This window comes from Bradyrhizobium sp. 1 (assembly GCF_023073315.1).
Lineage (GTDB): Bacteria > Pseudomonadota > Alphaproteobacteria > Rhizobiales > Xanthobacteraceae > Bradyrhizobium.
The window spans coordinates 333,767-358,822 of record NZ_JADPJH010000011.1; the positions used below are offsets into that span (position 1 = coordinate 333,767).

24 protein-coding genes and 1 pseudogene are annotated in these 25,056 nt (G+C 64.2%); 8 read left to right on the forward strand and 17 right to left on the reverse strand.

The window, feature by feature from the left end:
• Positions 1–8: 8 nt before the first annotated feature.
• A complete protein-coding gene (locus IVB29_RS06900; protein WP_247502644.1) occupies positions 9–3,113 on the reverse strand; it encodes a DEAD/DEAH box helicase in 3,105 nt (1,034 codons plus the stop codon).
• Between the two features lie 494 nt (positions 3,114–3,607).
• Positions 3,608–3,823: a hypothetical protein gene (locus tag IVB29_RS06905; RefSeq protein WP_247502645.1), complete on the reverse strand. Its 216-nt coding sequence runs from the start codon at positions 3,821–3,823 to the stop codon at positions 3,608–3,610.
• A gap of 124 nt (positions 3,824–3,947) precedes the next feature.
• Between IVB29_RS06905 and IVB29_RS06910 the strand changes: the two genes are divergently transcribed.
• On the forward strand, positions 3,948–4,670 hold the full coding sequence (locus tag IVB29_RS06910; RefSeq protein ID WP_247502646.1) for a DUF72 domain-containing protein: 723 nt from the start codon (positions 3,948–3,950) through the stop codon (positions 4,668–4,670).
• An 8-nt stretch (positions 4,671–4,678) separates the two neighbouring features.
• Here the strand turns inward: IVB29_RS06910 and IVB29_RS06915 are convergent, their stop codons facing one another.
• The 3 genes from IVB29_RS06915 to IVB29_RS06925 form a co-directional block, all read right to left on the reverse strand.
• The gene (locus tag IVB29_RS06915; RefSeq protein ID WP_247502647.1) at positions 4,679–4,852 is read right to left on the reverse strand and encodes a hypothetical protein; all 174 of its coding nucleotides are present in this window, start codon (positions 4,850–4,852) and stop codon (positions 4,679–4,681) included.
• A gap of 19 nt (positions 4,853–4,871) precedes the next feature.
• A complete protein-coding gene (locus tag IVB29_RS06920; RefSeq protein WP_247502648.1) occupies positions 4,872–5,948 on the reverse strand; it encodes a flavodoxin family protein in 1,077 nt (358 codons plus the stop codon).
• 253 nt (positions 5,949–6,201) lie between these two features.
• Positions 6,202–6,810: an isochorismatase family cysteine hydrolase gene (locus tag IVB29_RS06925; RefSeq protein WP_247502649.1), complete on the reverse strand. Its 609-nt coding sequence runs from the start codon at positions 6,808–6,810 to the stop codon at positions 6,202–6,204.
• A gap of 313 nt (positions 6,811–7,123) precedes the next feature.
• Here IVB29_RS06925 and IVB29_RS06930 point away from each other — a divergent pair, with 313 nt between their 5' ends.
• On the forward strand, positions 7,124–8,008 hold the full coding sequence (locus IVB29_RS06930; RefSeq protein WP_247502965.1) for a hypothetical protein: 885 nt from the start codon (positions 7,124–7,126) through the stop codon (positions 8,006–8,008).
• A gap of 62 nt (positions 8,009–8,070) precedes the next feature.
• On the opposite strand, the gene IVB29_RS06935 is transcribed toward IVB29_RS06930, so the two are convergent.
• The 3 genes from IVB29_RS06935 to IVB29_RS06945 form a co-directional block, all read right to left on the reverse strand.
• Positions 8,071–8,463, reverse strand: a complete 393-nt coding sequence (locus IVB29_RS06935) for a VOC family protein (protein WP_247502650.1) — start codon at positions 8,461–8,463, stop codon at positions 8,071–8,073.
• 86 nt (positions 8,464–8,549) lie between these two features.
• Complete coding sequence (locus tag IVB29_RS06940) at positions 8,550–8,852, reverse strand: hypothetical protein (protein ID WP_247502651.1); 303 nt, start codon at positions 8,850–8,852, stop codon at positions 8,550–8,552.
• 25 nt (positions 8,853–8,877) lie between these two features.
• Complete coding sequence (locus IVB29_RS06945) at positions 8,878–9,663, reverse strand: SDR family NAD(P)-dependent oxidoreductase (RefSeq protein ID WP_247502652.1); 786 nt, start codon at positions 9,661–9,663, stop codon at positions 8,878–8,880.
• A gap of 122 nt (positions 9,664–9,785) precedes the next feature.
• Between IVB29_RS06945 and IVB29_RS06950 the strand changes: the two are divergent.
• A pseudogene (locus tag IVB29_RS06950) lies at positions 9,786–9,854 on the forward strand (oxidoreductase); the annotation flags it as partial.
• A gap of 153 nt (positions 9,855–10,007) precedes the next feature.
• Here the strand turns inward: IVB29_RS06950 and IVB29_RS06955 are convergent.
• Together IVB29_RS06955 and IVB29_RS06960 are read right to left on the reverse strand one after the other, a co-directional pair.
• On the reverse strand, positions 10,008–11,033 hold the full coding sequence (locus tag IVB29_RS06955; RefSeq protein ID WP_247502966.1) for an ATP-dependent DNA ligase: 1,026 nt from the start codon (positions 11,031–11,033) through the stop codon (positions 10,008–10,010).
• A 62-nt stretch (positions 11,034–11,095) separates the two neighbouring features.
• On the reverse strand, positions 11,096–11,284 hold the full coding sequence (locus IVB29_RS06960) for a hypothetical protein (protein ID WP_247502653.1): 189 nt from the start codon (positions 11,282–11,284) through the stop codon (positions 11,096–11,098).
• A gap of 102 nt (positions 11,285–11,386) precedes the next feature.
• On the opposite strand from IVB29_RS06960, the gene IVB29_RS06965 reads away from it, so the two are divergent.
• On the forward strand, positions 11,387–11,902 hold the full coding sequence (locus IVB29_RS06965) for a ferritin-like domain-containing protein (protein WP_247502654.1): 516 nt from the start codon (positions 11,387–11,389) through the stop codon (positions 11,900–11,902).
• 51 nt (positions 11,903–11,953) lie between these two features.
• Here the strand turns inward: IVB29_RS06965 and IVB29_RS06970 are convergent, their stop codons facing one another.
• The 7 genes from IVB29_RS06970 to IVB29_RS07000 all read right to left on the reverse strand — a co-directional run bounded on the left by IVB29_RS06970 (position 11,954) and on the right by IVB29_RS07000 (position 19,279).
• On the reverse strand, positions 11,954–12,241 hold the full coding sequence (locus tag IVB29_RS06970; RefSeq protein ID WP_247502655.1) for a hypothetical protein: 288 nt from the start codon (positions 12,239–12,241) through the stop codon (positions 11,954–11,956).
• A gap of 136 nt (positions 12,242–12,377) precedes the next feature.
• On the reverse strand, positions 12,378–14,879 hold the full coding sequence (locus tag IVB29_RS06975; protein WP_247502656.1) for a two-component system VirA-like sensor kinase: 2,502 nt from the start codon (positions 14,877–14,879) through the stop codon (positions 12,378–12,380).
• Positions 14,876–15,859 (reverse strand): cytochrome c peroxidase, encoded by a 984-nt coding sequence (locus IVB29_RS06980; RefSeq protein ID WP_247502657.1) that lies wholly within the window; start codon positions 15,857–15,859, stop codon positions 14,876–14,878. The genes IVB29_RS06975 and IVB29_RS06980 overlap by 4 nt, the downstream gene beginning before the upstream one ends.
• Positions 15,860–16,052: 193 nt before the next feature.
• A complete protein-coding gene (locus IVB29_RS06985; RefSeq protein ID WP_247502658.1) occupies positions 16,053–16,661 on the reverse strand; it encodes a DUF1127 domain-containing protein in 609 nt (202 codons plus the stop codon).
• A gap of 147 nt (positions 16,662–16,808) precedes the next feature.
• Positions 16,809–17,534, reverse strand: a complete 726-nt coding sequence (locus tag IVB29_RS06990; RefSeq protein WP_247502659.1) for a response regulator — start codon at positions 17,532–17,534, stop codon at positions 16,809–16,811.
• A gap of 447 nt (positions 17,535–17,981) precedes the next feature.
• Positions 17,982–18,932, reverse strand: a complete 951-nt coding sequence (locus IVB29_RS06995; RefSeq protein ID WP_247502660.1) for a c-type cytochrome — start codon at positions 18,930–18,932, stop codon at positions 17,982–17,984.
• Positions 18,933–19,078: 146 nt separating this feature from the next.
• Complete coding sequence (locus IVB29_RS07000) at positions 19,079–19,279, reverse strand: hypothetical protein (RefSeq protein ID WP_247502661.1); 201 nt, start codon at positions 19,277–19,279, stop codon at positions 19,079–19,081.
• Between the two features lie 13 nt (positions 19,280–19,292).
• Here IVB29_RS07000 and IVB29_RS07005 point away from each other — a divergent pair, with 13 nt between their 5' ends.
• From IVB29_RS07005 to IVB29_RS07020, 4 genes are all read left to right on the forward strand, one after another.
• On the forward strand, positions 19,293–20,645 hold the full coding sequence (locus tag IVB29_RS07005; protein ID WP_247502662.1) for a glycosyltransferase: 1,353 nt from the start codon (positions 19,293–19,295) through the stop codon (positions 20,643–20,645).
• Positions 20,646–20,733: 88 nt separating this feature from the next.
• Entirely contained in the window at positions 20,734–21,987 is a 1,254-nt protein-coding gene (locus IVB29_RS07010; protein WP_247502663.1) for a Bcr/CflA family efflux MFS transporter, read from the forward strand.
• Between the two features lie 422 nt (positions 21,988–22,409).
• Positions 22,410–23,840 carry a sodium:solute symporter family protein gene (locus IVB29_RS07015; RefSeq protein WP_247502664.1) on the forward strand — a complete coding sequence of 477 codons (1,431 nt, stop codon included), beginning with the start codon at positions 22,410–22,412 and terminating at the stop codon, positions 23,838–23,840.
• Entirely contained in the window at positions 23,837–25,045 is a 1,209-nt protein-coding gene (locus IVB29_RS07020) for an exo-alpha-sialidase (protein WP_247502665.1), read from the forward strand. Before IVB29_RS07015 ends, IVB29_RS07020 begins: the two co-directional genes overlap by 4 nt.
• The last annotated feature ends 11 nt before the right edge of the window (positions 25,046–25,056 follow it).

Consider the following 25,056-nt stretch of genomic DNA (forward strand, 5'->3'; position numbering starts at 1 on the left):
CGCCGCCATCACGCCTCGTCGAGCAGCTCGAACAATTCCTCGACCCTGTCGAACGGGGCATCGCGCAGCTGGCTGTGATAGACGACGCGGTCGCCGTCGCGTTGCAATGATCGCCCGCGCGATTTCCGCAAGCGGCCCGGCAGGAACGTCGCGGCCACCGCACTTGTGCCGACGTCGAGGCGGACGATACCCCGCCGCCTGCAATCCAGCCTCAGCCTTGCCGCAGCGAAGAAGTCGCAGGCGATCTTCGGCAGCTGCCCGAACCGGCGCGAGGTTTCCTCTTCGAGATCGTCGAGCTCGTCCTCGCTCCGGCACCGCGCGGCCCGGGCATAGAGTTCGAGCCGCACGGGCTCGGACTGCACATAGGTTTCGGGAAGCATGTCCGCGATCGGCAGATTGAGGTCGGGCACCCACATCTCGACCCGTCCGTCAGCGACCTTCTCGGAGGCCATTTTCAGCAGGTGGCTGTAGAGCACCGGCCCGAACACCTGGACGTGGCCGGACTGCTGCTCCGAAAACAGATCGCCCGCGCCTCGCAAGTCCAGATCGCGCTCGCTGATGGCAAAGCCCGCGCCCGGCCGGCTGAACTCCTCGAGCACGGCGAGCCGCTTCTCGGATTGCTCGGAGCCGGTCTCGTTCAGCAAATAGGCGAAGGCGCGGATGCCGCCGCGGCCGACGCGCCCGCGCAGCTGGTGGAGCTGGGCGAGACCGAATCTCTCGGGCCAGCAGACCACGATCGTGTTGGCGCGCGGGATATCGAGGCCGCTTTCCACGATGTTGGTCGCGAGCAGCACGTCGGCCTCGCCCTCGACGAAGCTCATCATGCGGTCGTCGATCTCGTCGGCCGGCAATCTGCCGTGGAGACAGACGATGCGCAGATCAGGAGCCACTGCCTGCACGCGTGCCAGCATCGGCTCCAGATCCTGGATGCGCGGACAGATCAGAAAACTCTGGCCGTGACGCCTTTGCTCGCGCAACAACGCCGGAGCGATCGCGGCGTCCGACAGGGGCGCGATCTTGGTCGCGACCGGAAGCCGGTGAACCGGCGGCGAGGCGATGACGCTGAGGTCCCGGAAGCCGGCAAGACCCGCGGCGAGCGTCCGCGGGATCGGCGTGGCGCTCATCCACAGCGTATGGACATTCTTGGCAAGGCCCGACAGCTTCGCTTTCTCGGCTGCACCAAAATGCTGTTCCTCGTCGATGATGACGAGGCCGAGATCATCAAATTTTACGTCCTTCGAGCCGAGCGCCTGCGTGCCGACCACGATTTTCATCCGGCCGCTGCGCAAGGCCTCCTTGGTCTGGCGCAACTCCGCACCCGACGTCGCACGCGACAAATTGCCGACGTCGATGTCGAACGGGGCAAAACGCTTGCGGAAGGTCGCGACGTGCTGCCGTGCCAGCACCGTCGTCGGCACCGCGATCGCCACCTGCTTGCCCGACAGCACCACGGCGGCTGCGGCCCGTAACGCCACCTCGGTCTTGCCGAACCCGACGTCGCCGCAGATCACCCGGTCCATCGGATGGCCGGAGGCGAGATCGTCCAGGACGTCATTGATGGCTTTGGCCTGATCGACCGTCGTGAAGTAAGGAAAGCGCGCGACGAATTTCTCGTAGGCCGAGCCAGGCGGCACCAGCTTGGCAGCCCGCCGCCGACGGCGCTGGCTGATGTGTTTGGCGAGCGCCTTGCCGGCGAGCTGGATCTCCTGCTCGGCCGAGGTGCGGCGGGCCCACCATGTGCTCCCATCCGCCTTGTCGAGCGCGAGCTTGCCGGGCTCGGTCGCATAGGGCCACATCAGACCGAGATCGGGCGGCGGCACGAGAGCGGCATTGCTTCCCGCAAACACCAGCCTGACCATCTCGCGCAAGGCGCCGCCGCCGGTGTTGACCGTCTGCAAGCCATCGAGCACGGCGAGGCCGCGCTGGAGATGAACCACCACCGTGCCCTGCTCCGGCACGTCGGCATGATCGAAGGCCGCGATCCAGCTGCGCGCCATCGGCTGCGGATGATGGGCCCTGCTGCCGAGCACGTCGGACGCGGTCAGCACGACGACGGCCTTTCGCCCGGGCATGACAAAGCCGGCGTCGAGATCGGCGATCAGTGCCGCTTCGCGATTGCGCGTGCGCATGGCCGCGTCCCAATCCGCGACGCGTTCCGCCTTCACGCCGCTCATCCGCTCCATCGCGCGCAAATCCTCTTCCTGCGCGGCGACGAAGATCAGGCGTGAATCGGCTCGCCGCGTCTCCTCGACGAAGGCGCGAAGGGCTTTGCGCGAAGATGTCAGCTTCGAGAACTCGGGCGTGGGCTGAAACGGCGCCTTCCGCGGCAGCACCTTCATGCCCCGGGTCGCCTGCTTCCAGTCGCGCGACCCGAGATATTCGCGCTCCCGGTCCGCGCGCACTGCTGCGTCCTCGATCGTGCTGAGCCAGCCGTCGGCGTGCAACGGAACCCCGGCATCGGCGATCCATTTGGCGCGTCCGCAATAATCGAACAGCGTCGCGCGCTTGCCGCGGCCGGCCATGGCGAGCCGCTCCGACATCGGATCGACGAGCAGCTCCTTGGTCTCGAAAATGACGTCGTGCTCTCTGGGGTCGAACGCCACGATCCGGCTGATGGTGCGCCCCGAATGCTCGATCCGGAACGGACCGAGCGCGCCAGCTGGGAATATCTCGAAGGTCTGCCCGTGGAACAGGGCGCCGCCCGGATAATCCGGCTCGTCCTCCAGATCGTAGCCCAGCGCCTCAAGACGCACGCGAAGCTCGGCTTCCGAGAAGGTCCCGCCGACCTTCAGGCTGGTGTTGAGGCGGAGCAGGCTCGCCGGCAGTGGCAAGCGCTCCATCACCGCTTCCGCCGTCGAGATCAGAAAGATCGGACTTTTGGATTTCGCCAGGCGCCGCAGCACGGATGCGCGCCGGCCGGCGATTTCGTGAGACGGTTCCAGTTGGTCGAACGGCAAGGTGTTGAGCCGCGGAAACACCAGCACCTCGCAGGAGGGGTCGAGCCCGTGAAGGATGCTGCCGAGCCGCTCCGCCCTGTTCTCGCTCTCGGCGAGGAACACCAGACCGCTGCTGCCGGACTGCTTGTATTGCTCGAGTAGATGAAGCGCCATCAAACCAAGGGGCGACGACGACGAGACCGCGGCGCGTTGCGACGCCTTGCTCTTCGCCGGCGCGCTCTTGCGCGGCGAAACCTTGCGCGAGCTGTTCCCTGAACTTTTCCTTGAACTTTTCTCTGGCGAACTCTTCTTTGGCAAAGCCTTCTTTGCTGAAGTCTTGCGCGAGAGCGTGTCTCCCGACTTCTTGGCCAGCCGCGTTTTTGTGGAATGCCGCACGTTCATCTGTCTCAAATCGTCAACAATCATCGATGGCACGCGCGCCGAGCCTGCTTCGATTCGGCGGTCCGTTGCCATGCATATGGGATTTGCCGTGCGAACGCACGCGTTCCGCCGCGTGGATTCGCCCGGCACCGCGGTTCTTTTTTGCCTGCTTCAGCAGGGCGGTACTGCGATAAACCGGATTGCAGGGGGGACGCGGCACGCTGCGGCATCAGCGCGTCACTGTCAAGGACGATGGCTGCGTCTGCGAACTTGCGGAAGCGCGAACCTGCTCACGAGATTTCGCGGGGCAGCTTCCAGTCCGGCCGGGGCTCGCAGATCTCGTCCACCCGCGCGACGTGATATCCGGCCGGAAGAAGCTGGCCGCCCTCCTCGTCCGCAACCGGAACGTCGGTGACCAATCCCTCGATCAGCGCAGCCTCCCACACCTCTTTCTCGGTGGGAAAGGGATCGCCGATCTGCTTGTTGCCTTCGAACAGCGCATACATCGATCTAGGCCTGCCTGAATGGGACGGAGGTCGAGCCTCCTTTCAAGCAACGTATTTTCTCCATGGACGTTCCTCCACGAGCAGGCGCGGCCCGTTCCCACCGCGCGATGGTGGCACGTGACCAATGGCGCGTATTCTGATCGGAACCTCCGGCTGGCACTACGATTCATGGCGGGGCCCGTTCTTTCCCGACGGCCTGCCGCTGAAGCAGCAGCTTCGCTACTATGCCGGGCAGTTCGAGACCACCGAGCTCAACGGCGTGTTCTACCGCACGCCGACGCCGGAGGCGGTGAAGGCGTGGCGCGAGCAGACCGGGCGCGATTTCGTCTTCGCCTGGAAGGCATCCAAGTTCATCACGCATTGGAAGCGTCTGTCGGACCGCTCCGTCAACAGCCTCGCGCTGCTCGAGCAGCGGATCTCATTGCTGGGCGGTAAGGCCGGTCCGATCCTGTTCCAGCTCCCGCCCCAGTTCGAGGCGAACGCCGACAGGCTCGCGTCCTTCTTCAAACTGCTGTCGAACAAGCGCCAGTACAGCTTCGAGTTTCGTCATCCGAGCTGGTATCAGCCCCGCATCCTGCGGATGCTGGCCGACGAAAATATCTCGCTGTGCCTGTCGGACCACCATGACGCGCCGGCGCCCTGGAAGCGCACCGCGGACTTCGTCTATGTGCGCGGACACGGCCCCGGCGGGCGTTATCGCGGCCACTATTCGCCGGCGGCCCTCGCGCAATGGGCGCGGCGGATCAAATCCTGGAAGCGGCAAGGCTGCGACGTCTATGTCTATTTCGACAACGACCAGAAGAGCGCAGCTCCGGCCGATGCGCTGAAGCTGAAGGCCCTGCTTTGACGGGCGAGCTACGGCCCGCCGGCAACAGAACCCGCGATCACCATCACCAGATCGGCAAGATCGATCTTGCCGTTGACGACCAGCTCTTCGGACGAGCCGTCGACCTTCAGCGCTTGCGGCCGGTTGGCGGCCTGACGCTTGAGCTCACCGACGATGGCTTCCTTGAGTTTCTCTTCCAGCATCCTTCATCCTTTCGGGCAGTCATTTGGGATTCGGGTCTTCAAGGCCGGCCCCAGGCTCATCGAGCCGTCCGCTCCGTGCGAGCCGCACCGCGCCGCCGAGCGCGCGCGCGGCATTGCGCACCTCCTGCTGAAATTCACCGTCCTCGTCCAGCTCGCGGTGGGATGTCGCGTATTGCTCCATGTAGCCGACATAGCCGTCGAGCTCGCCGAAGCGCCCCGCTGAGATCAGGTGCATGTCGGTCAGCCAATCGGACAATGTCCGGCGCACCCCCTCGGCGCCGACACTGTCGCCGTGAACGACGACGCCGAAATGGCGGCCGGCGAGGTGACGCGGATAAGGCCAGCCCTTCAGCTCGATGGCTTTGGCTTCATCCGCCTTCTTGCCGTGCGTCGAGGTCGGATCGGGATTGCCGCCGTCGGCACAGACCAGACGATCCATCATCGCCTTGAGCCCGCCCGGCACGTGATACCAGTTCACCGGCGCCACGATCAGGATGCCGTGGGCCGCGACCCAGAGCGGATAGATCTCGTTCATCCAGTCGCCGGTCTGGCCCAGCGAATAGTTCGGATAGCAGCTGCACGGCCAATGGCACAGCGGCATGGCGGTGGAGACGCAGGATTTGCAGGGATGGATGTTCCTGCCGAACTCCGATGTCAGGCGCGAGAGATCGAGAATATCCACGGCAAATCCCATCTCGGCGAAGACGGGCTCGGCCAGCTTGACCATGCGCCAGGTCTTGGACATTTCGCCGGGACAGGTGTGCTCGCTGCGGGCCGAACCGTTGACGATGAGGATGCGCGGTGTCGCGCTGACATCGTCATGTTGCCGCTGCGCCTCCAGAATCGAGGCGCGCGTCGCAAGCCAATCCACGGCGAGGTCGTAGTCGGGATCGGCGAAGCCCACACCCGCCTTGCGCGTCACAGGCGCTTTGCGCGAATGACTGTAGGCATCCCAGGCGGCGGCGACGATGGCATCGAGCTCGCGCTGGAGCGTTACAAAGGCCGGATCGACGAACTGGCTCCTGTAACGCCTCTCGAATGCCTCGCGCGACAGTTTGACGGGCGGCATTCCCTTGCGAACGTCCGGTTCCGTCATTCTCGCTCCTCGTTTAATCGGTACAATCCGACCAACCCGGGGCCCCAAGCACGGTTCCAAGCGGCGCGAGCAGCGAACCAAAGCGCCTTGGCAGCGTTGACCGACGCACCGCCGGGTGACAACCGGACACAACGGGGACGATGAGCGTGGCGCATTTTTCCGGTTTCTGCCCACGATAGCAACGCATTGGTACGCGCTGACATCTGACCTGTTCCCGGCGCGTGCAGCTCGTGAACCCCAGACGCTTCGCGTCCTACTCGCGCCAGAACTCCGTCAGCTCTTCCGCCGTCACGAGATCGACCTGACCGTGAAAGCGGGTGCGGTACATCGTCATGAGCGCATCGTGCCCGACGTCTGACGAGCTGCACAGCGCGTCCTCGACGATGACGACCCTGAAGCCGAGATCGACCGCGCTCAACACCGTCGAGAGAACGCAGACATCTGTCTCCGCGCCTGATATCACCACCGTGCCGATGTTCTTGTCGATCAGCAGGCTTGCAAGGCCCGGATTGCTGAATGCGGAATAGGCCGGCTTGTCGATAAGCCGGGCAGGAGGGACGTAGCGCGCCAGCGCCGGCACGAGATCGAGGGCAGACGGTGCCAAGCGGCTGCGGGTTGCCTCGCGCCAGCGTTGAAAATAGGCGCGCCACTGGCCGGGACGGTCTTCCGGATCCTGCGGCGTGATGAAGCGCGTGAAGATCGTCCTGGTCTGATGCCGCGAAACGATCGACGCGATCGTCGGCAGCACCTTTTCCATCCACGGGGTTTCCCAGAGCCCCCCGGGCGCAAAAATGTTCTGCATATCAACACAGAGATGAACGGCATGCCGGATCTGGCTCACGGTCGACCTTTCGTCCCTCATGGTCTTCTCTCCGGCCTCGCGCGGGCAATCAGAACGGTCTGCGTTAGCAGCGTGGCATCAAATGCAGGCCACGAATTCCGTTCCGGAGCTAATGCCGATGACACTCCACCATGATGCCTCGCGGGGCTCGTACAGCTCTTCGTCGCAATAAATCATCAGGATTACCGCACCGCACATTAGGAACCACTACAGACAGATCGAATTGTCCCGCCACAAATTGGAGGACCCAGCATGGACGGGATCATCTACCTTGTCGGTTTGATCGTGATCATCATGTTTGTCTTATCCCTTTTCGGCCTGCGGTAGTGTCGCCATGACAATGGAAACGCCCGTTGCAACCAACGAGACAACGCTTCGAATGCCTGACAGGGGCGAGACCTGGGGACTGCAATGGCCCCCCATCATTGCCGGTGCCTTCGTAGCATCAGCGCTCTCGCTCATCATGATTTCGTTCGCGACGGCTCTCGGCCTCGGTGTCGCCTCGACAGCGCCGACATGGCGGGATGCATCCTTCGCACTCTGGTTGCTCTCGGGCATCTATCTGATCTTCCAGGCCCTCATCAGCTTCGGCTGCGGTGGCTATTTCGCGGGCCGCGTCAGAATTCCCTATGTCTCCGCCGCCGAAGACACAGAAACCCGCGACGGGCTTCATGGTATTGCGTCGTGGGCGCTGGCGGTTTTGATCGGCGCCGTCCTTGTCGCACTGGTTGCCTGGGCCTCCAGCAGACCGGCCTCGACTACGCAGCCGTCGTCGTCGTCCGAGCCATCGGTTCTGAGCTACGAGCTCGATCATTTGTTTCGCGCACCGCGTCGGCCACCGAATGTCGACCTGACGGCAGAGCGAGCCGAGGCCGCACGGATTCTGATGACGTCCTCCAGCCATAACGGCGTTGCGACCGACGACAGGGCCTATCTCATTCAACAAGTGACCGCTCTGACAGGCCTCGCTGCACCGGATGCGGAAAGGCGGGTCGACACAACAATCGCCAATGCGAGGAGCGCAATTTCAAGAGCACGCGCTGCAAGCATCATCGTTGCCTTTTCTGCCGCCGCGGCGTTGCTGTTCGGCGCCGTCGCTGCCTGGGCCGGAGCTGCGGCCGGAGGGCGACATCGGGACGGAGTACCCATTTCGGATTGGATGGTCCATTCAAACCGGTGGTCTCGGCGCCGAACGCCGGTACCGCGGCCGATGCCCTAGTAGCCTGGCATGCAGAAAGTAGAGAAGACGGCGCGACGACTAACACAAGACTTCAGTCCGATTCAAAGGCCGAAGCTTTCACGCGCCGTGTAGGTCACAGCTTCGATCTTGTTGCCATCGAGATCGCGCACGAAGGCTCCGTAGCAGTTGGCGTTGTAGTGTTCACGGATACCCGGCGCGCCCTCATCGCGTCCGCCATTGGCCACGGCCGCGCTGTGGAAACGCCTCACCGTTTCCCGGTCGGGCGCCTGGAAGGCGATATGAACGCCGTTTCCCGCACTGGCGGGCGCGCCGTTCACCGGCGTTTCGAGACTGAAGACAATGTCGGATGCGCCGTAGTGAACGGAGCGATCCGAACACTTGAGGACCCGAAAGCCGATCAACGCCATCAACGGATCGTAAAACGCGCGCGCCCGAGGCACGTCGTTCGTTCCGAGGGATACGTGATGGATCACCGGCTCAGACCCCAATCACAACGGCGCGCAGCAGAGCACGAGAACAAGCGAGCATCGGCTCGCGCTCCGCCGGGATTTCCGATGAGTTAGCAATCCTTGCCGGCGGTGCTGGTCGTTGTCTTCGACTGTTCGGCGGCCGTCGGCTGGCTTTGCATCTGACGCTGCGCGTCCTGGGACGAGGTCGCCGTGCTCTCGGTTGCCTTGTTCATGGCTGAGGTCGGCGGATGCTCCGTGGCACCTGGCGAGGTGACACCGGTCGTCCCGGTCGCCTGGCCGGTCGTGACCGGTCCCGAACCGGCGTCGCGGTTGGCGATGTTGCAGGGACCGCCCAAAGCGATGGTCGAGCTGGCTGCCAGCATGGCGCCAACCAGCATTGATCTTGTAAGCATGACAATCTCCTTCCTGCAGGGCAGGCTAATGCTCGGCGGAGCCGGGTTCCGCCATTTTGCGATGCTGTTTCGCGAGCATTTCCGCAGGCGTGACGTTTGCCACCGCGGACTGAATCTTGTTCTTGAGGCCCGTGACGATATCGCCCTCGCCCTTCATCATGGCGTCGAAGCCCTGGCGCGCGACCATGGCCGGATCGTCCTTGTCCTGCGTGCCCACTTTGGTGTCCAGCATGTCGGCGCGCTCGAAAAACGCGGTTTCAGTCGCGCCCGGCATCAGACACGTCACGGTGATCGCGGTATCGCGAAGCTCCTCGCGAAGCGCAAACGACAGTGAGTTCAGATAGGCCTTCGATGCGTTGTAGACCGCCTGAAAGCTGCCCGGCGTAAAGCCGGCGATCGAGCCTGTGATCAGGATGCGCCCTCGATTGCGGCGCCGCATGTCATTTCCGACCTTGTGAAGCAAGCTCGTCGTTCCCGTAACGTTTGTGTCGATGACATCGCGGATGCGTGCGAGCTCCTGATCGAGAAACGCGTGCCCGAGACCACGCCCGGCATTTGCCATCAGGACGTCGATCGCGCGGCCCTTGGCGGCAGCGTAGAGCTGCTCTATCCCTTCCTGCATCGCAAGATCAACGTGGAGAGCTTCAACGGTTCCAGCATCAGGTTCGCCGCGCAGGCTGGCTGCTGCCGTCTCGATTTCAGGTTCGTCCGCTGCAATCAGCAGGTCAAATCCTTCGCGTACGCAAATGCGCGCAAGCTCGTAGCCGATCCCCGTCGACGCGCCAGTCACGATCGCAAACGGCCTGTCCATCCTCGCTCTCCGCTGTCTCGAAAGTTGTTTGTCTAATCGCGCAAGGCATTGGCTGTTCCTAAAGCAATAGGAACTTCGCGGCAGGGGATCAGCTTAGCTGTCATCCCGTTTTGGAGTTCCCGATGAAAGCTCTCACTTGGCACGGCAAAGGCGACATTCGGTGCGAGAGGGTGCCGGATCCAAAGATCGAGCGCAGGGAGAAATCGCGCTGATGCACGGCTATGCCGGCATCGAAGCGGTGCGCCGGGCCACTCGAAATATGCTGGCAAACAATTATAAAGCGGCGCAGGGACAAGCCGCGAGATCAGACCGGTATTAGCCGCTGCAATCGTGCCCACACGCGCTCATCGCGCGTCCGGCTCCATGGCCGTTTTGCGGTGCGATTTCGCCGACGTTTGCCGAAGCTGTTCCATACGACACTGGGAAGGCTTCTTGTCCGGTCGCCAGCGCAGGATCTTCGTGCCGTGGCGAAACCGGTCACCGGACACATGGTCATAGCAGACCTCGACGACGTGAATGGGACGCACCGGCTGCCATTCGGCAGATCGCTTCGTCGACCATCGGCTCGGACCGCCCGGCGTTTTGCCGGTAAAGCTGCTCTTGCTGATGATCTTTTCGAATTTGTCGGTCAAGCCGGGCCGATCCGACGTCTTGATCGCCGAAGTGAAGCCGACGTGATGCAGGAGCCCTGATTCGTCGTACAGGCCGAGCAGGAGCGAGCCGATCACCTTGCGTCTGCCCTGCTTTTTCTCGGCATATCTGAACCCACCGACCACGCAATCGGCCGATCGCAGCAGCTTGATTTTTTGCATCCCGTCTCGCGTGCCGCTGCAATAGGCGAGGTCCAGCCGCTTCGCGACGACGCCGTCGTGGCCGTCTTCCACGCGTTGGAGCCAGGATTTCGCCTCGGCATAATTGCGGGTCTTGGGCGAGAGCGCGAAAACGTCGGTGCCCTTGAAGTGGCGCTGCGCGAATTTTTCGAGTGCGGGCCGGCGCTTCGCCAGCGGCAGCGCCGCGATATCCGTTTCGGCCGATCGCAGCAGGTCGAAGGCCATGAAGCGGGCCGGCGTCTCGCCGGCGAGGCGCTTGACCCGGCTGGCCGCCGGATGGATGCGCTGAAGCAACGCGTCGAACGCATAGCCATCCTCGCGCTGGATGATCAGCTCCCCATCGAGGGTGAATGAGCCGGCAGAGAGAGCCAATGCGGCGGAGGCGACTTCCGGGAAATAGCGGACGAGATCGCGCCCGCCTTTCGACTGCATCCTGACCCTCTGTCCATTGCGGACGAGCAGGCAGCGGAAGCCGTCCCATTTCGGCTCGTATTGCCATTGCGCTCCGCGGGGCAGTTCGGCGACGGATTCGGCCTCCATCAGCTCCATGATCAGCACTCGCAATACGCTTCGACCGTCTCGTTCTTCTCCGTCCCTTGGCTTCAATCGGGTTTGGCGGGATGCGCCGTGCGCGGATGACGATCGTGCAGCAGTCGCGCGAGCGCTTCCCGGTCTCCGGCATGGCCTTTCATCGCCGTCTCGAACAGGGCTTCCTGGACGTCGCGCGGCATATCGCCCCACACGTCCATGGCGGCCTGGCCCAGCAATGTGGCGAAGCGCTCGTCGGGCATATCGATGCTCCCTGTCCGTTCCGTGAATAGGAACTCCGAGCGCTCGCCGACGTTCCAGAAACAGTCGTCAAGACCAGCCATTGCGAGAGGGAGACATTGCAGATGGGACTGTTCACCAAGGACATCAAATCGATGGAAGACCTGCTGATGCACGGTCTTCAGGACATCTATTACGCGGAGCAGCAGATCCTGAAGGCTCTGCCCAAGATGATCGACAAGGCCACCAGCCGCGACCTCGTGACCGGACTCACGAACCATCTCGAGGAGACCAACAAGCAGGTGGAGCGGCTCGAGAAGGTGTTCGCGAAGCTCGACAAGGAGCCCAGCGGGACCCAATGCCCGGCCATCGACGGCATCATCAAGGAAGCCGACGAGACCGCTGGCGAGATCGAGGACAAGGCCGTGCTGGACGCCGCCATCGTGGCAAACGCGCAGGCCGTCGAACATTACGAGATGTGCCGCTACGGGACGCTGATCGCCTGGGCCGAGGAGCTCGGGCACAACGAGATCGTGCGTTTTCTCACGACGAACCTGAACGAGGAAAAGGCCGCGAACACCAAGCTGAACACAGTGGCCCTGCGCAAGGGCGTCAACGCCAAAGCATCCAGCGCGGCGTAGCGCGGGCGAAGACGGCGGGCCTGGCACGCAGCCCGCCGCCTTCAAGGACGATCAGCAGCCGCGGCAGATGATCAGCTTGCGATCGATCTCCACATCGAGCCGTCGCAACTCGACGTCGGCGGACGACGCCTGCACAGGCTCCGACATGTCGCCGGGCCGCGGCTGCCGGTGACCGATGGGAGCTTGCCGGTACAAATCCGCGAACCTTGTCGGGCCGGGATTGCTGATCGGAACGAACGTCGTGCGGGCGCCGGCACTTTCTCCTGCCCTGAGGCTCGAAAGCGGCCAGCACAACAACGCAGCTGCGACGATGGACGGACCAAGTCTGATCGACATCATGTATCTCCTCTCGCGGTGACATTGCGAACACGCGCCCGCGAGGATTAGGAGATGCCGGCTACTCCGCCATTTCGCCCGTGGCGATATCGCGTTACGGCTGAAACCGCCTGCAACGCCGTCGCGCGCCGGACTGGCGTTACGAAACCCCGGCCGCCCGCCTCGATGTTCCGCTCCTGACTGATGCGACAAGGCTCCGCGCCAGCGCACCGGCGAGCTCCGCCGACACCAGCGGGTGGTGAACGAGCTCAGTGATTCCTGACGTCTTGAGCGAGGGAATCGCCAGGTCGCGCGTCGAGGGCGCTGCCAGGATGATCGGCAGATCAGGCACGGCATCATGCAATGCCGCTGCGAGTTCGAGCGAGGAGCCTCCGGGCAGGTGACACACCAGCGCCGCGTCGAACCGGGCGTGCGCGGCCCGGCAGGCGTCGATCGCCTCCGCCAGCCCGGTGAAGCCGACGGGTTCATAACCCAATGCAGCGAGGATTTCCTCATAGCGCAACAGGCGGCGGCGGTCGGTGTCGATCACGAGCACGGTTTCGCCGGCGCCCCGCAGCGCCGGATCGTGGCCGCATTGAGCCGGCCGCGGCTCGTCGGGGTCGCCCGACGGCAGCCAGACGTCGAAGCGCGTGCCGGCATCGGGCTTGCTCTGCACGGCGATGGCGCCGCCATGTTGCTCGACGATCTCGCGAACCGTTGCGAGCCCGAGGCCGTTACCATCCGGGCGAGTGGTGAAGAACGGCTCGAAGATCTGCTCCAGCGTCGCCTCGTCCATGCCGGGTCCGGGATCGGTGACAGAAATGACGGTGAAGCGGCCAGGACCGACTTCGCTGCGCCCGATCGGTAGCGCCCTTGCAAGCTCCCGCGTCTCGATCCGGAGCTCGATGCGGCCTGGCTCCTTCATCGCCTGCGCCGCATTGTTGCACAGGTTCAGGATGACCTGTTGCAACTGGGCCGGCTCGCCCGTCACGAACGCCGTATCGGCGGCATCGCTGACCTCGAACTTGACGTGCGAGGGTAGTGATGCCGCCAGCAGCGATTTGGTTTCGTCCACCAGGGTCTTGACGCAGACACGCTCCCGCCTGCCCTCGCCGCGGCGCCCGAAGCTGAGAATCTGCTCGACCAATTCGCGCGCCCGCTCGCCGGCCCGGCGGATCTCGGCGAGGCTCGCGGCCGGACGGCTTCCCGACGGGACCCGCGCATCGGCCATTTCGGCATAACCGAGAATGGCACCGACGATGTTGTTGAAGTTGTGGGCGATGCCGCTGGCGAAGGTGCCGATGGTCTCCATGCGGCGCGCATGCTGCAAACTCGCCTGCAGGCGCTCCTTCTCGCCTTCGAGCCGGGCCCGCCTGATCGCGTTGCCGATCGCGTCGAAGGCCATGCGAAACAGGGACACTTCGGCCCAGTATGTGAGCGCGCCGCCGCGCACGGCATCGAAGCCGAGAATGCCGTCGCGGCTGCCATAGGCCGCCATGATGCATAGCCAGCCGCTCACGCCGGCCTCGGCGAGCAGGTTCATCGTGTCATGGCGATGTGAGCCGTTGACCTTGGGAATATAGACGATGCCGTCGTCGCCGCCGTCAAATCGCGGCGCGAGCCCGAGCAGCCGCTCCGGCCAGCCCGGCTCGAACGCGACGCCGTCGCGGGACCACCGGTAGGTGTGCATCGTGGTCCCGACCACGCAGGCAAAATAGGCGCGGTCCGCGCCGATATATCCGGCAAGCTGGTGCAGCGCCATCTCGACATCGGTGGCGATCCGTTCGTTGCTCGAGTTGATGAACAGCATCGAGATGTTGGCGATCGCGTGCTCGAACGTCGCGCGCCGGCGCAGCGTCACGGCCCGTTTGCGGAGCAGCACGCCGAAATAGAGGATGCCGGAGAGCAGCAGCAGCGAGGTGATATACTGAAGCAACCGCGTCTGGCGCGCCGAGGCGCGCGCGGCAAGCTGGCGTTTCAGGATGAGGGCCAGCATGGCATCCTGCTCGCGGTTGTTGGACTCGGCGACGAGCGTCTTCAGGATGATGTCGATATCGGGCAGTAGGTCATGCAGCATCTGTCCATGAGTCAGCAGCGCGCTGACCGAGTCCTTCTCCGCCGGCGGCGTTTGCAGTTGCGCCAGCTCTTCCAGCCGGTCCTCGACCTGGCGCGCCGCCGCGTCCGAGGTATCGAGCGTCAGGCGCAGCATGGCGGCCGCCAATGCGGAGGACGCCGTCACCAGCGGCCGCGTGTCCGATTCAGCCAGCTTGTCGCTGAACAGAACGAAATAGGCGAACGAGTTCTGGAGCAACGCGTTCCTGCTCTTGAACCGTTCGATCAGGCTTTCCTGCCGGCCGGCCCGCGCCGACAGCACGTCGATCGCGCCGGTCTGCTCGACGTCGAGGCCCGCCGTATCGCGCAACTTTGTCAGGGCATCGTCATAGGCATTCACCATTTCCACCAGCCCGTCATAGTTGCGCGACAGGCCGGCGCGCGCAGTGAGGACTTCCCTGGTCATCCCGCGTTCGAACCGGCTGAAATCCCCGAGCGCCTGCAACTGGGTGTCGTAGCGCGCCGAATTGACGTTCAGCCCGTTGAGCAGGAGCCAGGTGAGAAGCGCGAGCACGAATGCAACGCAGGCGACGAGCGGAGCAGATCTCACGGCGAGCCTCCCACGGGCGCGCCGCGATAGGTCCCGGTCAGGCTGCCCAGAAAAGCGACGAGCGACCTGGCCTGCTGGTCTGTCAGCGTCGCGTTCAACTGGGCCATCGCCATCTTGCGAACCGCGTCCTCGAGCGTCGGTGAGCTGCCGTCGTGAAAATAAGGCGGCGTGGTCGCGACGTTGCGCAGGCTCGGCACGCGCAGGATCTTCGGCTCGGGCGAGGCGAGAGGATGGAATATGCCGTGTCGCTCGTACAAATTGCCGCCGACATTGACGCCCTGATGGCAGGCCGAGCAACCCAGCGACTTGAACAGGCGATATCCGTCCAGTTCGTCCGCCGACAGCGCTGCATCGTCGCCCTGGAGCCAGCGATCGAACCTGCCGCCCGGCGTGAGCAGCGTGCGCTGAAAGCTTGCAAGCGCGTCGACGACATCGTCGCCCTCCGGACGGCGGCCATAAGCCGCCATGAAGCGGCCGCGCATGTCGAGATCGGCATCGAGCTTTGCGGCAATCTCCGCCGCGCTGCTAGCCATGGTGCGCGGGCTTTCCAGCGATGCGTTGATATCAGCCTCGACGGTGCGGAATTTTCCTTCCCAGCTGAAACGAAAGCTGAGCGTCGAGTTGAAGACGGTGAGCGAGTTGAGCGCAAGCTCCACCCCGTCGAGACCGACATCGTGCCGCTTCTGGCTGGCGCCGTTGGTCGCGATGTCATGGCAATATTGGCAGTTGCGGGAATTGTCGTGCGATACCCGGCGGTCGCTGAACAGTTTCTCACCGAGCGCGACCTTGAGCGGGTCGATGGCGGGAGCCGAAGGAATCGGCGTGATCGGCTCGCCGCGGTCCAGCACGACTGGCGGCGGCGATTGCGACGGCGCAGGCGTGACTTCCACGCAGCACAACAGCACCGCGCAAATGGCGATGACGCCGCCCCGATAGCCGGCGCCTGGCCCGGCTCCGCGAAATCCAATCAATGGTCGCACTGTCAATCATATGGGGGTGGAAGCGAAACCAGCTGCATCTGTTCAAGGGCTTTTGATCGAAGCGCGATGATTTCGTGAACGCGGCCTTGGCCAGATCCGGACGCCGAACATGCCGGCGTTGAAGCCGCTCGAGATCATCAAACGGCACATGGCGTGGCAGAGGTCCAGCCCGGCGAAGGCAAGATAGAACGCATCAGCAATCACGGCAGTACCTCACCGTTCGCTCGACGTCCGAACGGCAGCAGATTCCGAGATCGCGCAACGTCCGGTCGTCGAGCTCCTCGAGAGCGACAACCGCCCGTCTGATCTCGCGCTCGCGGCGCAGCTGCGCCGGCCATGCCGCCAACGTCTCGCCCGCTGCGCGCAGCCAGCTCCAGTGCCGCTCCGGTTGCGCCCCGAGCGGCCGGACGTGATCGAGCTTGACCACGTTGCCGGCGCCGGCACGGTCCTGCACCGGCTCCGGTGGCTCGCTGACGTCAGGGGGCGGCTCGCGATCTCTTGTTGCCGCCAGGATGGCATGAACCGGCATGGCGGCCGTCGGATGCAACGCCGCGCCATAGAGGGCAAAGCCTTCCATCAAGGCAAAGAGCAGCTTCCACCAGAATGAGCCGGCGCTCCGCCCCGGCTCCGCTTCGGGCCGCACCGGATGCGAACCGATGTCTGCAACGCTCTGCATCCCGGTACGGTCAAAACCGAAATGAACGAGGCCACGGCCGTCGGACCGTGCAAGCCAGCCCGGTCCGTCAGGCTCGGTGATACTCAGGCGGACAACACGGGCTACACTGCGAGACTGCGCTTTCATCGTAAATCTCCCACACGCTGTTGGTGGGAGGCAATCTGAATACAGGCCGTTACACCGAGATCACCACCGCCGGCAAAGGAGTTACAGTTGCAATCAGGCGGTGGCATTTTTGTATACGCGTGATCTTCGCGCAAACGCGTTCTGCGCCTAGAACGGATCTACGGGAACCGCGAAGACATAGCCGACGCCTCGCTCGGTCTGAATGACGCGCGGTGCGCTCGGATCGGACTCCAGCTTGCGCCGCAGCCGCAGCACCTGAACGTCGATGCTGCGATCGAAAATGTCCTCGTGGATGCGGGTCGCCTGAAGCAGGTGCTCACGGGTCAATGGCCGCTGCGGCGCTTCGAGGAAGGCCAGCAACAAGGCATATTCGCCCTTGCTGAGCGGTACCGGCGCTTCGCTGGGATCGATCAGCTTGCGGCCGCGGCGCTCCAGCTTCCATCCGCTAAAGCGATAGCCGCCGCGCTCGGGATCGCGGGCGCGCGCGGCACGGCCCATCTCCTGTCGCCGCAACACCGCGCGGACACGTGCCAGCAGCTCTCGCAAGGAAAACGGCTTGATGATGTAGTCGTCGGCGCCGAGCTCGAGCCCGACGATACGATCGATTTCATCGGGGCGGTGGCCGGTCGTGATGATGACGGGCACGTCGGAATGCGAACGGATCTCCCGCAGCAGATCCAGACCGTCTTCTTGACCAAGCCGAAGGTCGAGAATGATCAGGCTGGGCTGGCCGGCTTCGAGGTAGTGGTTCAACTCAGTCCTGTTGGAGGCCGCCCTGGTCGGGACGTTGTGCTCCTCGAGATATCTTATCACCATCTGTCGCAAGGTGGGATCGTCGTCGACAACGACGATGTGGCCAACATCTGCAAGCATACTTCTCTCTCAAAATCTGCCGTCACCAACAGAGTCGCGATCTGATATCCGCAATCACTCAGAATAATATAGGGGACAGCCAAAACCTCACCATGCGCGAGACCGTCCATAACGCTCTGTTGGCGCCGTATCCCGGTATTTCTGCGGCTAATTCCATCGGATATCGCAGACGTGAAGCATTGTGATCCGAGGGAATGCTACTTTTGAGCGATTCCAATCTGTCCGCCTGCGTCATTGTTCGCCGGAGACGAAGGGATTGTCCGGCGGTGACGACGCCCCTGCGCGACTGGCAGCGAAGACTGTGAAAGCTTTGCTGCCTGCGCAACGTCGACGTCCGCAACGCGCGTGCTTTTCCCGATGCCGCTGCACTGTACGCGTATCGGACGCGTGATGACGACGGTGCAGCCGGGGCGAGACCGGCCGCACCAGATTATTTGACACGATTTGTCAGGAACGCGGGAGAGCCGTCAGGTACTGGTAGATCGCTGCCAGCTCGTCGTCGTCCATCCGCCCGATCGGCCGCCAGGGCATTTGCTCTTCGAGCCGATGTCCGTTCGGATCGACACCCGTGCGCATGGTGGCGATGAACTGTGCCTGGCTCCAACCCTTGACGATGATGAGGTCGGGTCCGAGCGGCGGCAATTGGCCGGGCACGCCGCCGGCGAGATCCTTGCCGTGGCATTCACGGCAGTCCTGATAGGACAGGAGGTACCTGCCATAGCGAGCCGTCGGCGCCTTCGGCGGCGCGATGATCGCACCGGTGAACACCGGCTTGGCGTCCGGCAGCAGTCCGGCGCCCAGCATCGCCAGCCCCAGCAGGCTGAAATGATCCGGCGGATCCCGGGTCGGCTCCCCCGTCGCGGGCAAGCTGCGGATATAGGCGATCACCGCCCTGGTGTCGTCGTCACTGAGTCGGCCGGCATTGGTGAAGGACATGATCGCCAGCCATCGCCCCTGCGCGTCGACGCCATTGCGAATCGCGCGAAAGATCTCGCCGTCGGACCATTGCTTCAACGCTCCGGCGGGCGTTAGATTCGCCGGCACGAAGGAGCCGATCGGAAGCGGGAGATCCTCGCCGACGTCGCCGCCGCCGGACAACACGCCGCTGTTCGAATGACATCCGGCGCAGAAGCCATCCGCGACCGCCCGGCCGCGGGCGATTTGCTCCGGCGTCGCATCGATCTTGAGATCGGGGACCGGCGCAGAACGGGCATGCTGCTTGACGATGCCGGCCGCGGTCAACGCGCCCATGCCTGACACCGCGATGGCCAGTGCTGCCACCAGCACCACGCCGCCCCACTTCACCACAAGATGATCTGCCCGCAAGGCGCGAACGCCGAGCCAGACCAGTAGCGCGATGAGAGCGACCATCGCAGCCAGGGCGACAACATCCTGCATGGCGTACTCCTCAAAGAATTCTGCGCGGTCACAACCGCGCGATATCCTGGTCGTCAATAATTGCCTTCGGCCAAATCGCCGTTGAATGTCCGCGGCACGCCAAACGGCGCTTTGTCGGATTACGGGCGCGGCATTACCGCCTCGTTTCACGGCAGGCCGCTCGCGTTACAATTGTAATGCTTGCCCGGCAGCGCCATCGCTGCCTTCACCGGCCTTGGCCGCGCCACGATGCGTTGCCGACGTAACCATTTGGTGGTCATCGGAAGCCTTGGTGTAACGGCGATCCCCTCAATTCCCTCTTGCTCACGCGAGCGGCTGCCCTGTGGCAACCGTGCATCGATCATCAAGAGGTCATCTCCTATGAAGATTCTTATCGCTTCGACACCTGCGACCGGTCATCTCAATCCGATGCTAGCGATCACGCAGATCCTGGTCGGCGACGGCCATGAGGTCGCTCTCATGACCGGCACCGCCTTTCGTGCCCGCGTCGAAGCCAGTGGCGTCAAGTTCTTTCCCCTGCCGGAGGATGCGGACTTCGATCCGAACGACGTCTTCTCACGGTTCCCCGAGCTCAAGACCATCCCGCCGGGGCTCGAGTGGTTCCGCGTTGCCTGCGAGCGCCTCTTCGTCGACGCCATTCCGGCCCAGCACCAGGGGTTGCTGCAGGCGCTGCAGCAGTTTCCCGCCGACATCATCGTCGGCGACGACATGCTGTTCGGCGTGCTGCCGATGCTGCTCGGACCGCGCTCGCAACGGCCGCCGATCGTGCTCTGCGGGACCTCGTTCCTGCATTGGGCGCGCGAGGATGGCGCCCCGAATTTCCTCGGCCTGCAGCCGGCAAAGAGCGACGACGAGCGCGGTCAATATGCGGCGATGGCGCGGGATTATGATGCGGCAGTCGACCAGCCGGTGTCGCTGCGCCTGAATCGGGCGCTGAAGACCCTCGGCGTCGGACCGATCTCGATGCCGCTGTTCCATTCCGTGGTCGCGCTCGCGGATTCCTATATGCAATTGTCGGTGCCGAGCTTCGAGTTTCCGCGCGAAATCCCGTCCTCCGTGCACTTCGTCGGCACGCCTCCGATCATCCCCAACCAGGTGCCGCCGCCGGCCTGGGCCGAAGACCTCGACGGTTCGCGCAAGGTCGTTCTGGTAACGCAGGGAACGGTGGCCAATCACAATTTCAACCTGCTGGTCGCCCCGACGCTGGCAGCGCTTGCCGACGAGCCCGACATCCTGGTGATCGCGACCGCGGGCGGACGGCCGGTGAACGCCATCCCCGGCAAGGTCCCGTCGAATGCGCGCATCGCCCGCTATCTGCCGTTCGAATGGCTGCTGCCGAAGGTCGACGTGCTCGTCACCAATGGCGGCTATGGCAGCGTCAACCAGGCCATGAGCTACGGCATCCCGCTGGTCACGGCGGGACTGACCGAAGACAAGGCCGACGTCAACGCGCGGGTGGCGTGGTCCGGCGTCGGAATCAATCTCGAGACCAACGAGCCAACTCCGGAAGCCTTGCGCAACGCCGTGCGGGCGGTGCTCGACCAGCCGCGTTATCAGTTGCGCGCAGCGCAGATCGCGGACGAGTTCGCCGGGATCAACACACGGGCGGAGGTTCTCCGGGTCATCAGCGAGCTCGTGACCGACGAGACCGAAGTGTCGCGCCAGCGCGCGATCGCTGCGAGCCAGGGACGGCGTGCCAGCCGGCGCGCCTGATCCGCAGCTGGAGAAAAGCGATGGAGCGCGGCACGACCGCGCTCCATCGCCGCGTGAAAATTCATCACACCTCACCGGATATTCGTCCATGCGGATCGAACCAGATTCTTTTGCATTCACGCTGCTGCTCGGCGCGCTCGCAGCCGTGCCGTATTCCGGCATCGACATCAATCTGCCGGCACTGGCCGCCACCGGCGCCGCGCTTGGTGTGAGCGCGTCGGATGTCGGGCTGACGATGAGCGCCTTCATGCTGAGCCTCGCCACCGCGCCGCTGATCTACGGACCGGTCTCGGACCGCATCGGCCGCAAGCCGGTCCTGGCCTTCGGCCTCGCGCTGTTCATCGCCGCCAGCATCGGCTGCGCCCTCGCCGCCTCGCTGCCGGTTCTGCTGCTCTGCCGCTTCGTCCAGGGCATCGGCGCCGCCGCAACCGCCACGACCTTCGCCATCATCCGCGATCTCTTCGACGGCGACGCCGCGCGCGGCAAGATCGGCAACATCATGGTCGCGGTCAATGTCGCGACCGTGATCGCGCCGACGGCGGGCGCCGCGCTGCTGGCGGCGGCCGGCTGGCAATCGATCTATGCGACCCAGGCCGCGGTCGGCTTCATGCTGCTGGTGGTGGTGATGTTTCGCTTCGCCGAAACCGCGGCGGACGCTCCATCCGGCCGCATGATGCCATCAACCGTGATCGACAGTTATCGCCGGGTGCTGATGCATCCGGTGTCGCTCGCCTACATCCTGGTCGGCGCCGCGGGCGGCGCGACGGTGTTTGCCTACGTCACCGGTGCCTCGCTGTTCTTCGTCGGCGCCGTCGGGCTCTCGCCTGCGCAATACGGCCTGATCTTCAGCGCCTGCTCGGCGTCGGTGATGGCCGGCGCCCTCCTCGACGGCCAGCTTGGCCGGCGCGGGATATCCTCGGGCCACATGCTCGCCATCGGACTGACACTGTCGTCCGCGGCGAGCCTCGCCTTGCTCGCGATGACATTGGCCGGCTGGATGCCCACGGCGGTCGTCGTCGCGCTGCTGATGGCGGTGGCGCTCGGCTTCGGGCTGAGCGTGCCGAACGTGATGAGCACGACGATGCAGCATCTCCCCGACATCGCCGGCGCCGTCAGCGCCGCTGCCGGGAGCATTCAGCTGATCGCAGGTGCGATATCGAGCGGACTGGTGGCGGTGCGCTTCGACGGACGGACCGCGCTCTCGATGACGGCGGTGATGGCCGCATCATCGCTGCTCGCACTGGTGCTGTATGTGCTGGTCGCGCGTCCCGCCGACCGCCGCCTGCATGCGCAGACGATCGATGCCGGCGCCGCAGCGATCCGGAACCCCACGCGCTCCTGAGGTTCGCGCGGCGGCATCTGAACGCGCGCCTCGTCCTTAGACGACCGCTCCACGGTCTCCTCAGGATGAGGCTAAAGCCGGACCCCTGTTGAAACTGTCGCCACACACTCCGTCCTCATCCTGAGCGCCCGCCAAAGGCGGGCGTCTCGAAGGATGGCCGCGGGCGAACAGGCCTCAAATGCGATAGCCCTCGCGTTCGCTTGGATGACGTGTTTCTGCGCACTGCAACCCTCTGAACTTGCTGCGGCAATGCATCCCCGACGGGGTGCGTTGCCGCGCCGCTTCCACCCCCGCGCTTGACGCATCGCGCCTGGAAAGGTCTAATAGATTCCAAGAACAATTGTTCGCATTCCGAACATAACTCCATCGGACCAAGCGGGCTCACAACACCGCATCCGCGTCACCAGAGGAAACGTCCACCGATGCAAGCCATTCTCAATGGCGACAGCACGCCCATCGTCGCGATGATCGTCGCCTACATCGCCTTCACATCCTGGCTCACGTTCAAGCTGCGCAGCCGGACCAGCGACCAGTTCATGACCGCCGCGCGCGCGATGCCGGCCGTCGTCGTCGGCGTGCTGATGATGTCCGAATTCGTCGGCGCCAAATCGACCGTCGGCACCGCGCAGGAAGCGTTCCAGTCCGGCATGGCAGCCGGGTGGGCCGTGCTCGGCGCCTCGATCGGCTTTTTGCTGTTCGGGCTGTTGATGGTGAAGAAGCTCTACAATTCCGGCGAATACACCATCTCGGCGGCGATCGCGCAGAAATACGGCAAATCGACCATGCTCACCGTATCGGTGATCATGATCTACGCGCTGCTGCTGGTGAATGTCGGCAATTACGTCAGCGGCGCGGCCGCCATCACCACTGCGCTGCATGTCAGCATGCCCGTCGCGATGTGCATCATCGCGGTGGTCTCGACCTTCTATTACGTGTTCGGCGGATTGAAGGGCGTCGCCTGGGTGACGATCCTGCACAGCGGCTTCAAGGTGATCGGCATCGTCATCATCTTTTCGGTCGCGATGTCGCTGACCGGCGGCATCGCGCCGATCCAGGCCAAGCTGCCGGCCTACTATTTCACCTGGGACGGCAAGATCGGTTTTGCGACCATCTTCGCCTGGACCTTCGGCACCGTCGGCGCGATTTTCTCGACGCAGTTCATCGTGCAGGCGATCTCCTCGACGCCGAGCGCCGATGACGCCCGCAAGGCGACCTACTATGCGGCGGCGTTCTGTCTCCCGCTTGGCTTCCTGCTCGCGCTGATCGGCGTCGCCGCGAAGTATCTCTATCCCGATATGAACAGCCTCTACGCGCTGCCGGTGTTTCTGGAGAAGATGCCGCCGCTGGCATCCGCCTTCGTGACGACCTCGCTCGTCGCATCGATCTTCGTCAGCGTCTGCACCGTCGCGCTCGCGATCGCCTCGCTGGTGGTCCGCGACTTCTACGTGCCCTACTGGAAGCCGGCGCCGGAGCGCGAGCTGAAGATGACCCGTGTGTTCTCGATCGTGATCGGCCTCGCGCCGCTGGTGTTCGTGTTCTTCATTCCGGAGATCCTCAAGCTGTCGTTCTTCACGCGCGCGCTGCGGCTGTCGATCACGATCGTGGCGATGATGGGCTTCTACCTGCCGCTGTTTGCCAGCAACCGCGGCGCCACGACCGGCCTGATCGGCGCCGCCGTCTCGACCACGGTCTGGTACATGCTCGGCAACCCCTTCGGCATCGACAACATGTATGTCGCGGCGGCAACGCCGCTGGTCGTGATGGCGATCGAGCGCCTCGTGCTGGGCCGCACGCCCGCCGCGACGCCGGAGACGGCGCAACCCAATGCATTCGTGGAGAGGACTTCGACTTGATCATCGATACCGAGATCGTGACCACCGACATCGAGATCGCCGCCGACGGCATCGTTCGCCAGGCGGCCGGCGACCCTGTCAGGTTCGACGCCTTCATCCCCTCGCCTTGCGTGCAGAACCACGCCGCCAATCTGATGCCGCTCGCCAATGGCGATCTGGCCTGCGTCTGGTTCGGCGGCACGCAGGAGGGCATGTCGGACATATCAGTCTACTTCTCGCGCCTGCCCCGCGGCGCGGCGCAATGGTCGCCTGCCGAAAAGCTGTCCGACGACAAAGGGCGATCCGAGCAGAACCCGGTGCTGTTTCCGGCCCCGGACGGCGCGCTGTGGCTGATGTGGACGGCGCAGCTCGCGGGCAACCAGGACACCGCCATCATCCGCCGCCGCATCTCCCGCGACCATGGCAAGAGCTGGGGCCCGATCGAAACGCTGTTTCCCGAGCATCGCGGCCGCGGCACCTTCATCCGGCAGCCGATCGTGGTGCTCGACAACGGCGACTGGCTGCTGCCCGTGTTCTATTGTCACAGCACACCGGGGCGGAAATGGAACGGCGACGAGGACACCAGCGCGGTCAAGATCTCGTCCGATGCCGGTGCGACCTGGCGCGACATCGACGTCCCCGGCAGCCGCGGCTGCGTGCATATGTGCATCGCGCGGCTCGACGACGGATCGCTGATTGCGGTGTATCGCAGCCGCTGGGCCGACAACATCTATCAGAGCAGGTCCGAGGATCACGGCCTCACCTGGTCGGAACCTGAAGCGACCGTGCTGCCCAACAACAATTCCTCGATCCAGCTGACGCGGCTCGACAACGGACATCTCGCGCTGGTCTTCAACGATTCCAGCGCCAGGGATGCGACCGGGCGCCGCCTCTCGCTCTATGACGAAATCGAGGACGATCTGCCGCCCGTGCTCGCCGGCGGTGGCCAAAGGGCGGACGGACGCACCGCGTTCTGGGGCGCGCCGCGGGCGCCGATGACGCTGGCCGTCTCCGCCGACGGCGGACGGAGCTGGACCAAACGCAACGTCGAGACCGGTGACGGCTATTGCATGACCAACAATTCGCGCGACCAGACCAATCGCGAGCTGTCCTATCCCTCCGTCAAACAGACCGCCGACGGCGCGCTGCATATGGCATTCACCTTCCATCGCCGCGCGATCAAATATGTGCGCGTGACAGAGGCATGGGTGAGGAGAACTGGGTGAAGCAGGACTGA

Coding starts and splice junctions, on each gene's coding strand:
- IVB29_RS06905 (WP_247502645.1), bottom strand. CDS start 3,823: ATGTATGCGCTGTTCGAAGGCAACAAGCAGATCGGCGATCCCTTTCCC.
- IVB29_RS06910 (WP_247502646.1), top strand. CDS start 3,948: ATGGCGCGTATTCTGATCGGAACCTCCGGCTGGCACTACGATTCATGG.
- IVB29_RS06915 (WP_247502647.1), bottom strand. CDS start 4,852: ATGCTGGAAGAGAAACTCAAGGAAGCCATCGTCGGTGAGCTCAAGCGT.
- IVB29_RS06920 (WP_247502648.1), bottom strand. CDS start 5,948: ATGACGGAACCGGACGTTCGCAAGGGAATGCCGCCCGTCAAACTGTCG.
- IVB29_RS06925 (WP_247502649.1), bottom strand. CDS start 6,810: ATGAGGGACGAAAGGTCGACCGTGAGCCAGATCCGGCATGCCGTTCAT.
- IVB29_RS06930 (WP_247502965.1), top strand. CDS start 7,124: ATGACAATGGAAACGCCCGTTGCAACCAACGAGACAACGCTTCGAATG.
- IVB29_RS06940 (WP_247502651.1), bottom strand. CDS start 8,852: ATGCTTACAAGATCAATGCTGGTTGGCGCCATGCTGGCAGCCAGCTCG.
- IVB29_RS06945 (WP_247502652.1), bottom strand. CDS start 9,663: ATGGACAGGCCGTTTGCGATCGTGACTGGCGCGTCGACGGGGATCGGC.
- IVB29_RS06955 (WP_247502966.1), bottom strand. CDS start 11,033: ATGGAGGCCGAATCCGTCGCCGAACTGCCCCGCGGAGCGCAATGGCAA.
- IVB29_RS06960 (WP_247502653.1), bottom strand. CDS start 11,284: ATGCCCGACGAGCGCTTCGCCACATTGCTGGGCCAGGCCGCCATGGAC.
- IVB29_RS06965 (WP_247502654.1), top strand. CDS start 11,387: ATGGGACTGTTCACCAAGGACATCAAATCGATGGAAGACCTGCTGATG.
- IVB29_RS06970 (WP_247502655.1), bottom strand. CDS start 12,241: ATGATGTCGATCAGACTTGGTCCGTCCATCGTCGCAGCTGCGTTGTTG.
- IVB29_RS06985 (WP_247502658.1), bottom strand. CDS start 16,661: ATGAAAGCGCAGTCTCGCAGTGTAGCCCGTGTTGTCCGCCTGAGTATC.
- IVB29_RS06990 (WP_247502659.1), bottom strand. CDS start 17,534: ATGCTTGCAGATGTTGGCCACATCGTCGTTGTCGACGACGATCCCACC.
- IVB29_RS06995 (WP_247502660.1), bottom strand. CDS start 18,932: ATGCAGGATGTTGTCGCCCTGGCTGCGATGGTCGCTCTCATCGCGCTA.
- IVB29_RS07005 (WP_247502662.1), top strand. CDS start 19,293: ATGAAGATTCTTATCGCTTCGACACCTGCGACCGGTCATCTCAATCCG.
- IVB29_RS07010 (WP_247502663.1), top strand. CDS start 20,734: ATGCGGATCGAACCAGATTCTTTTGCATTCACGCTGCTGCTCGGCGCG.
- IVB29_RS07015 (WP_247502664.1), top strand. CDS start 22,410: ATGCAAGCCATTCTCAATGGCGACAGCACGCCCATCGTCGCGATGATC.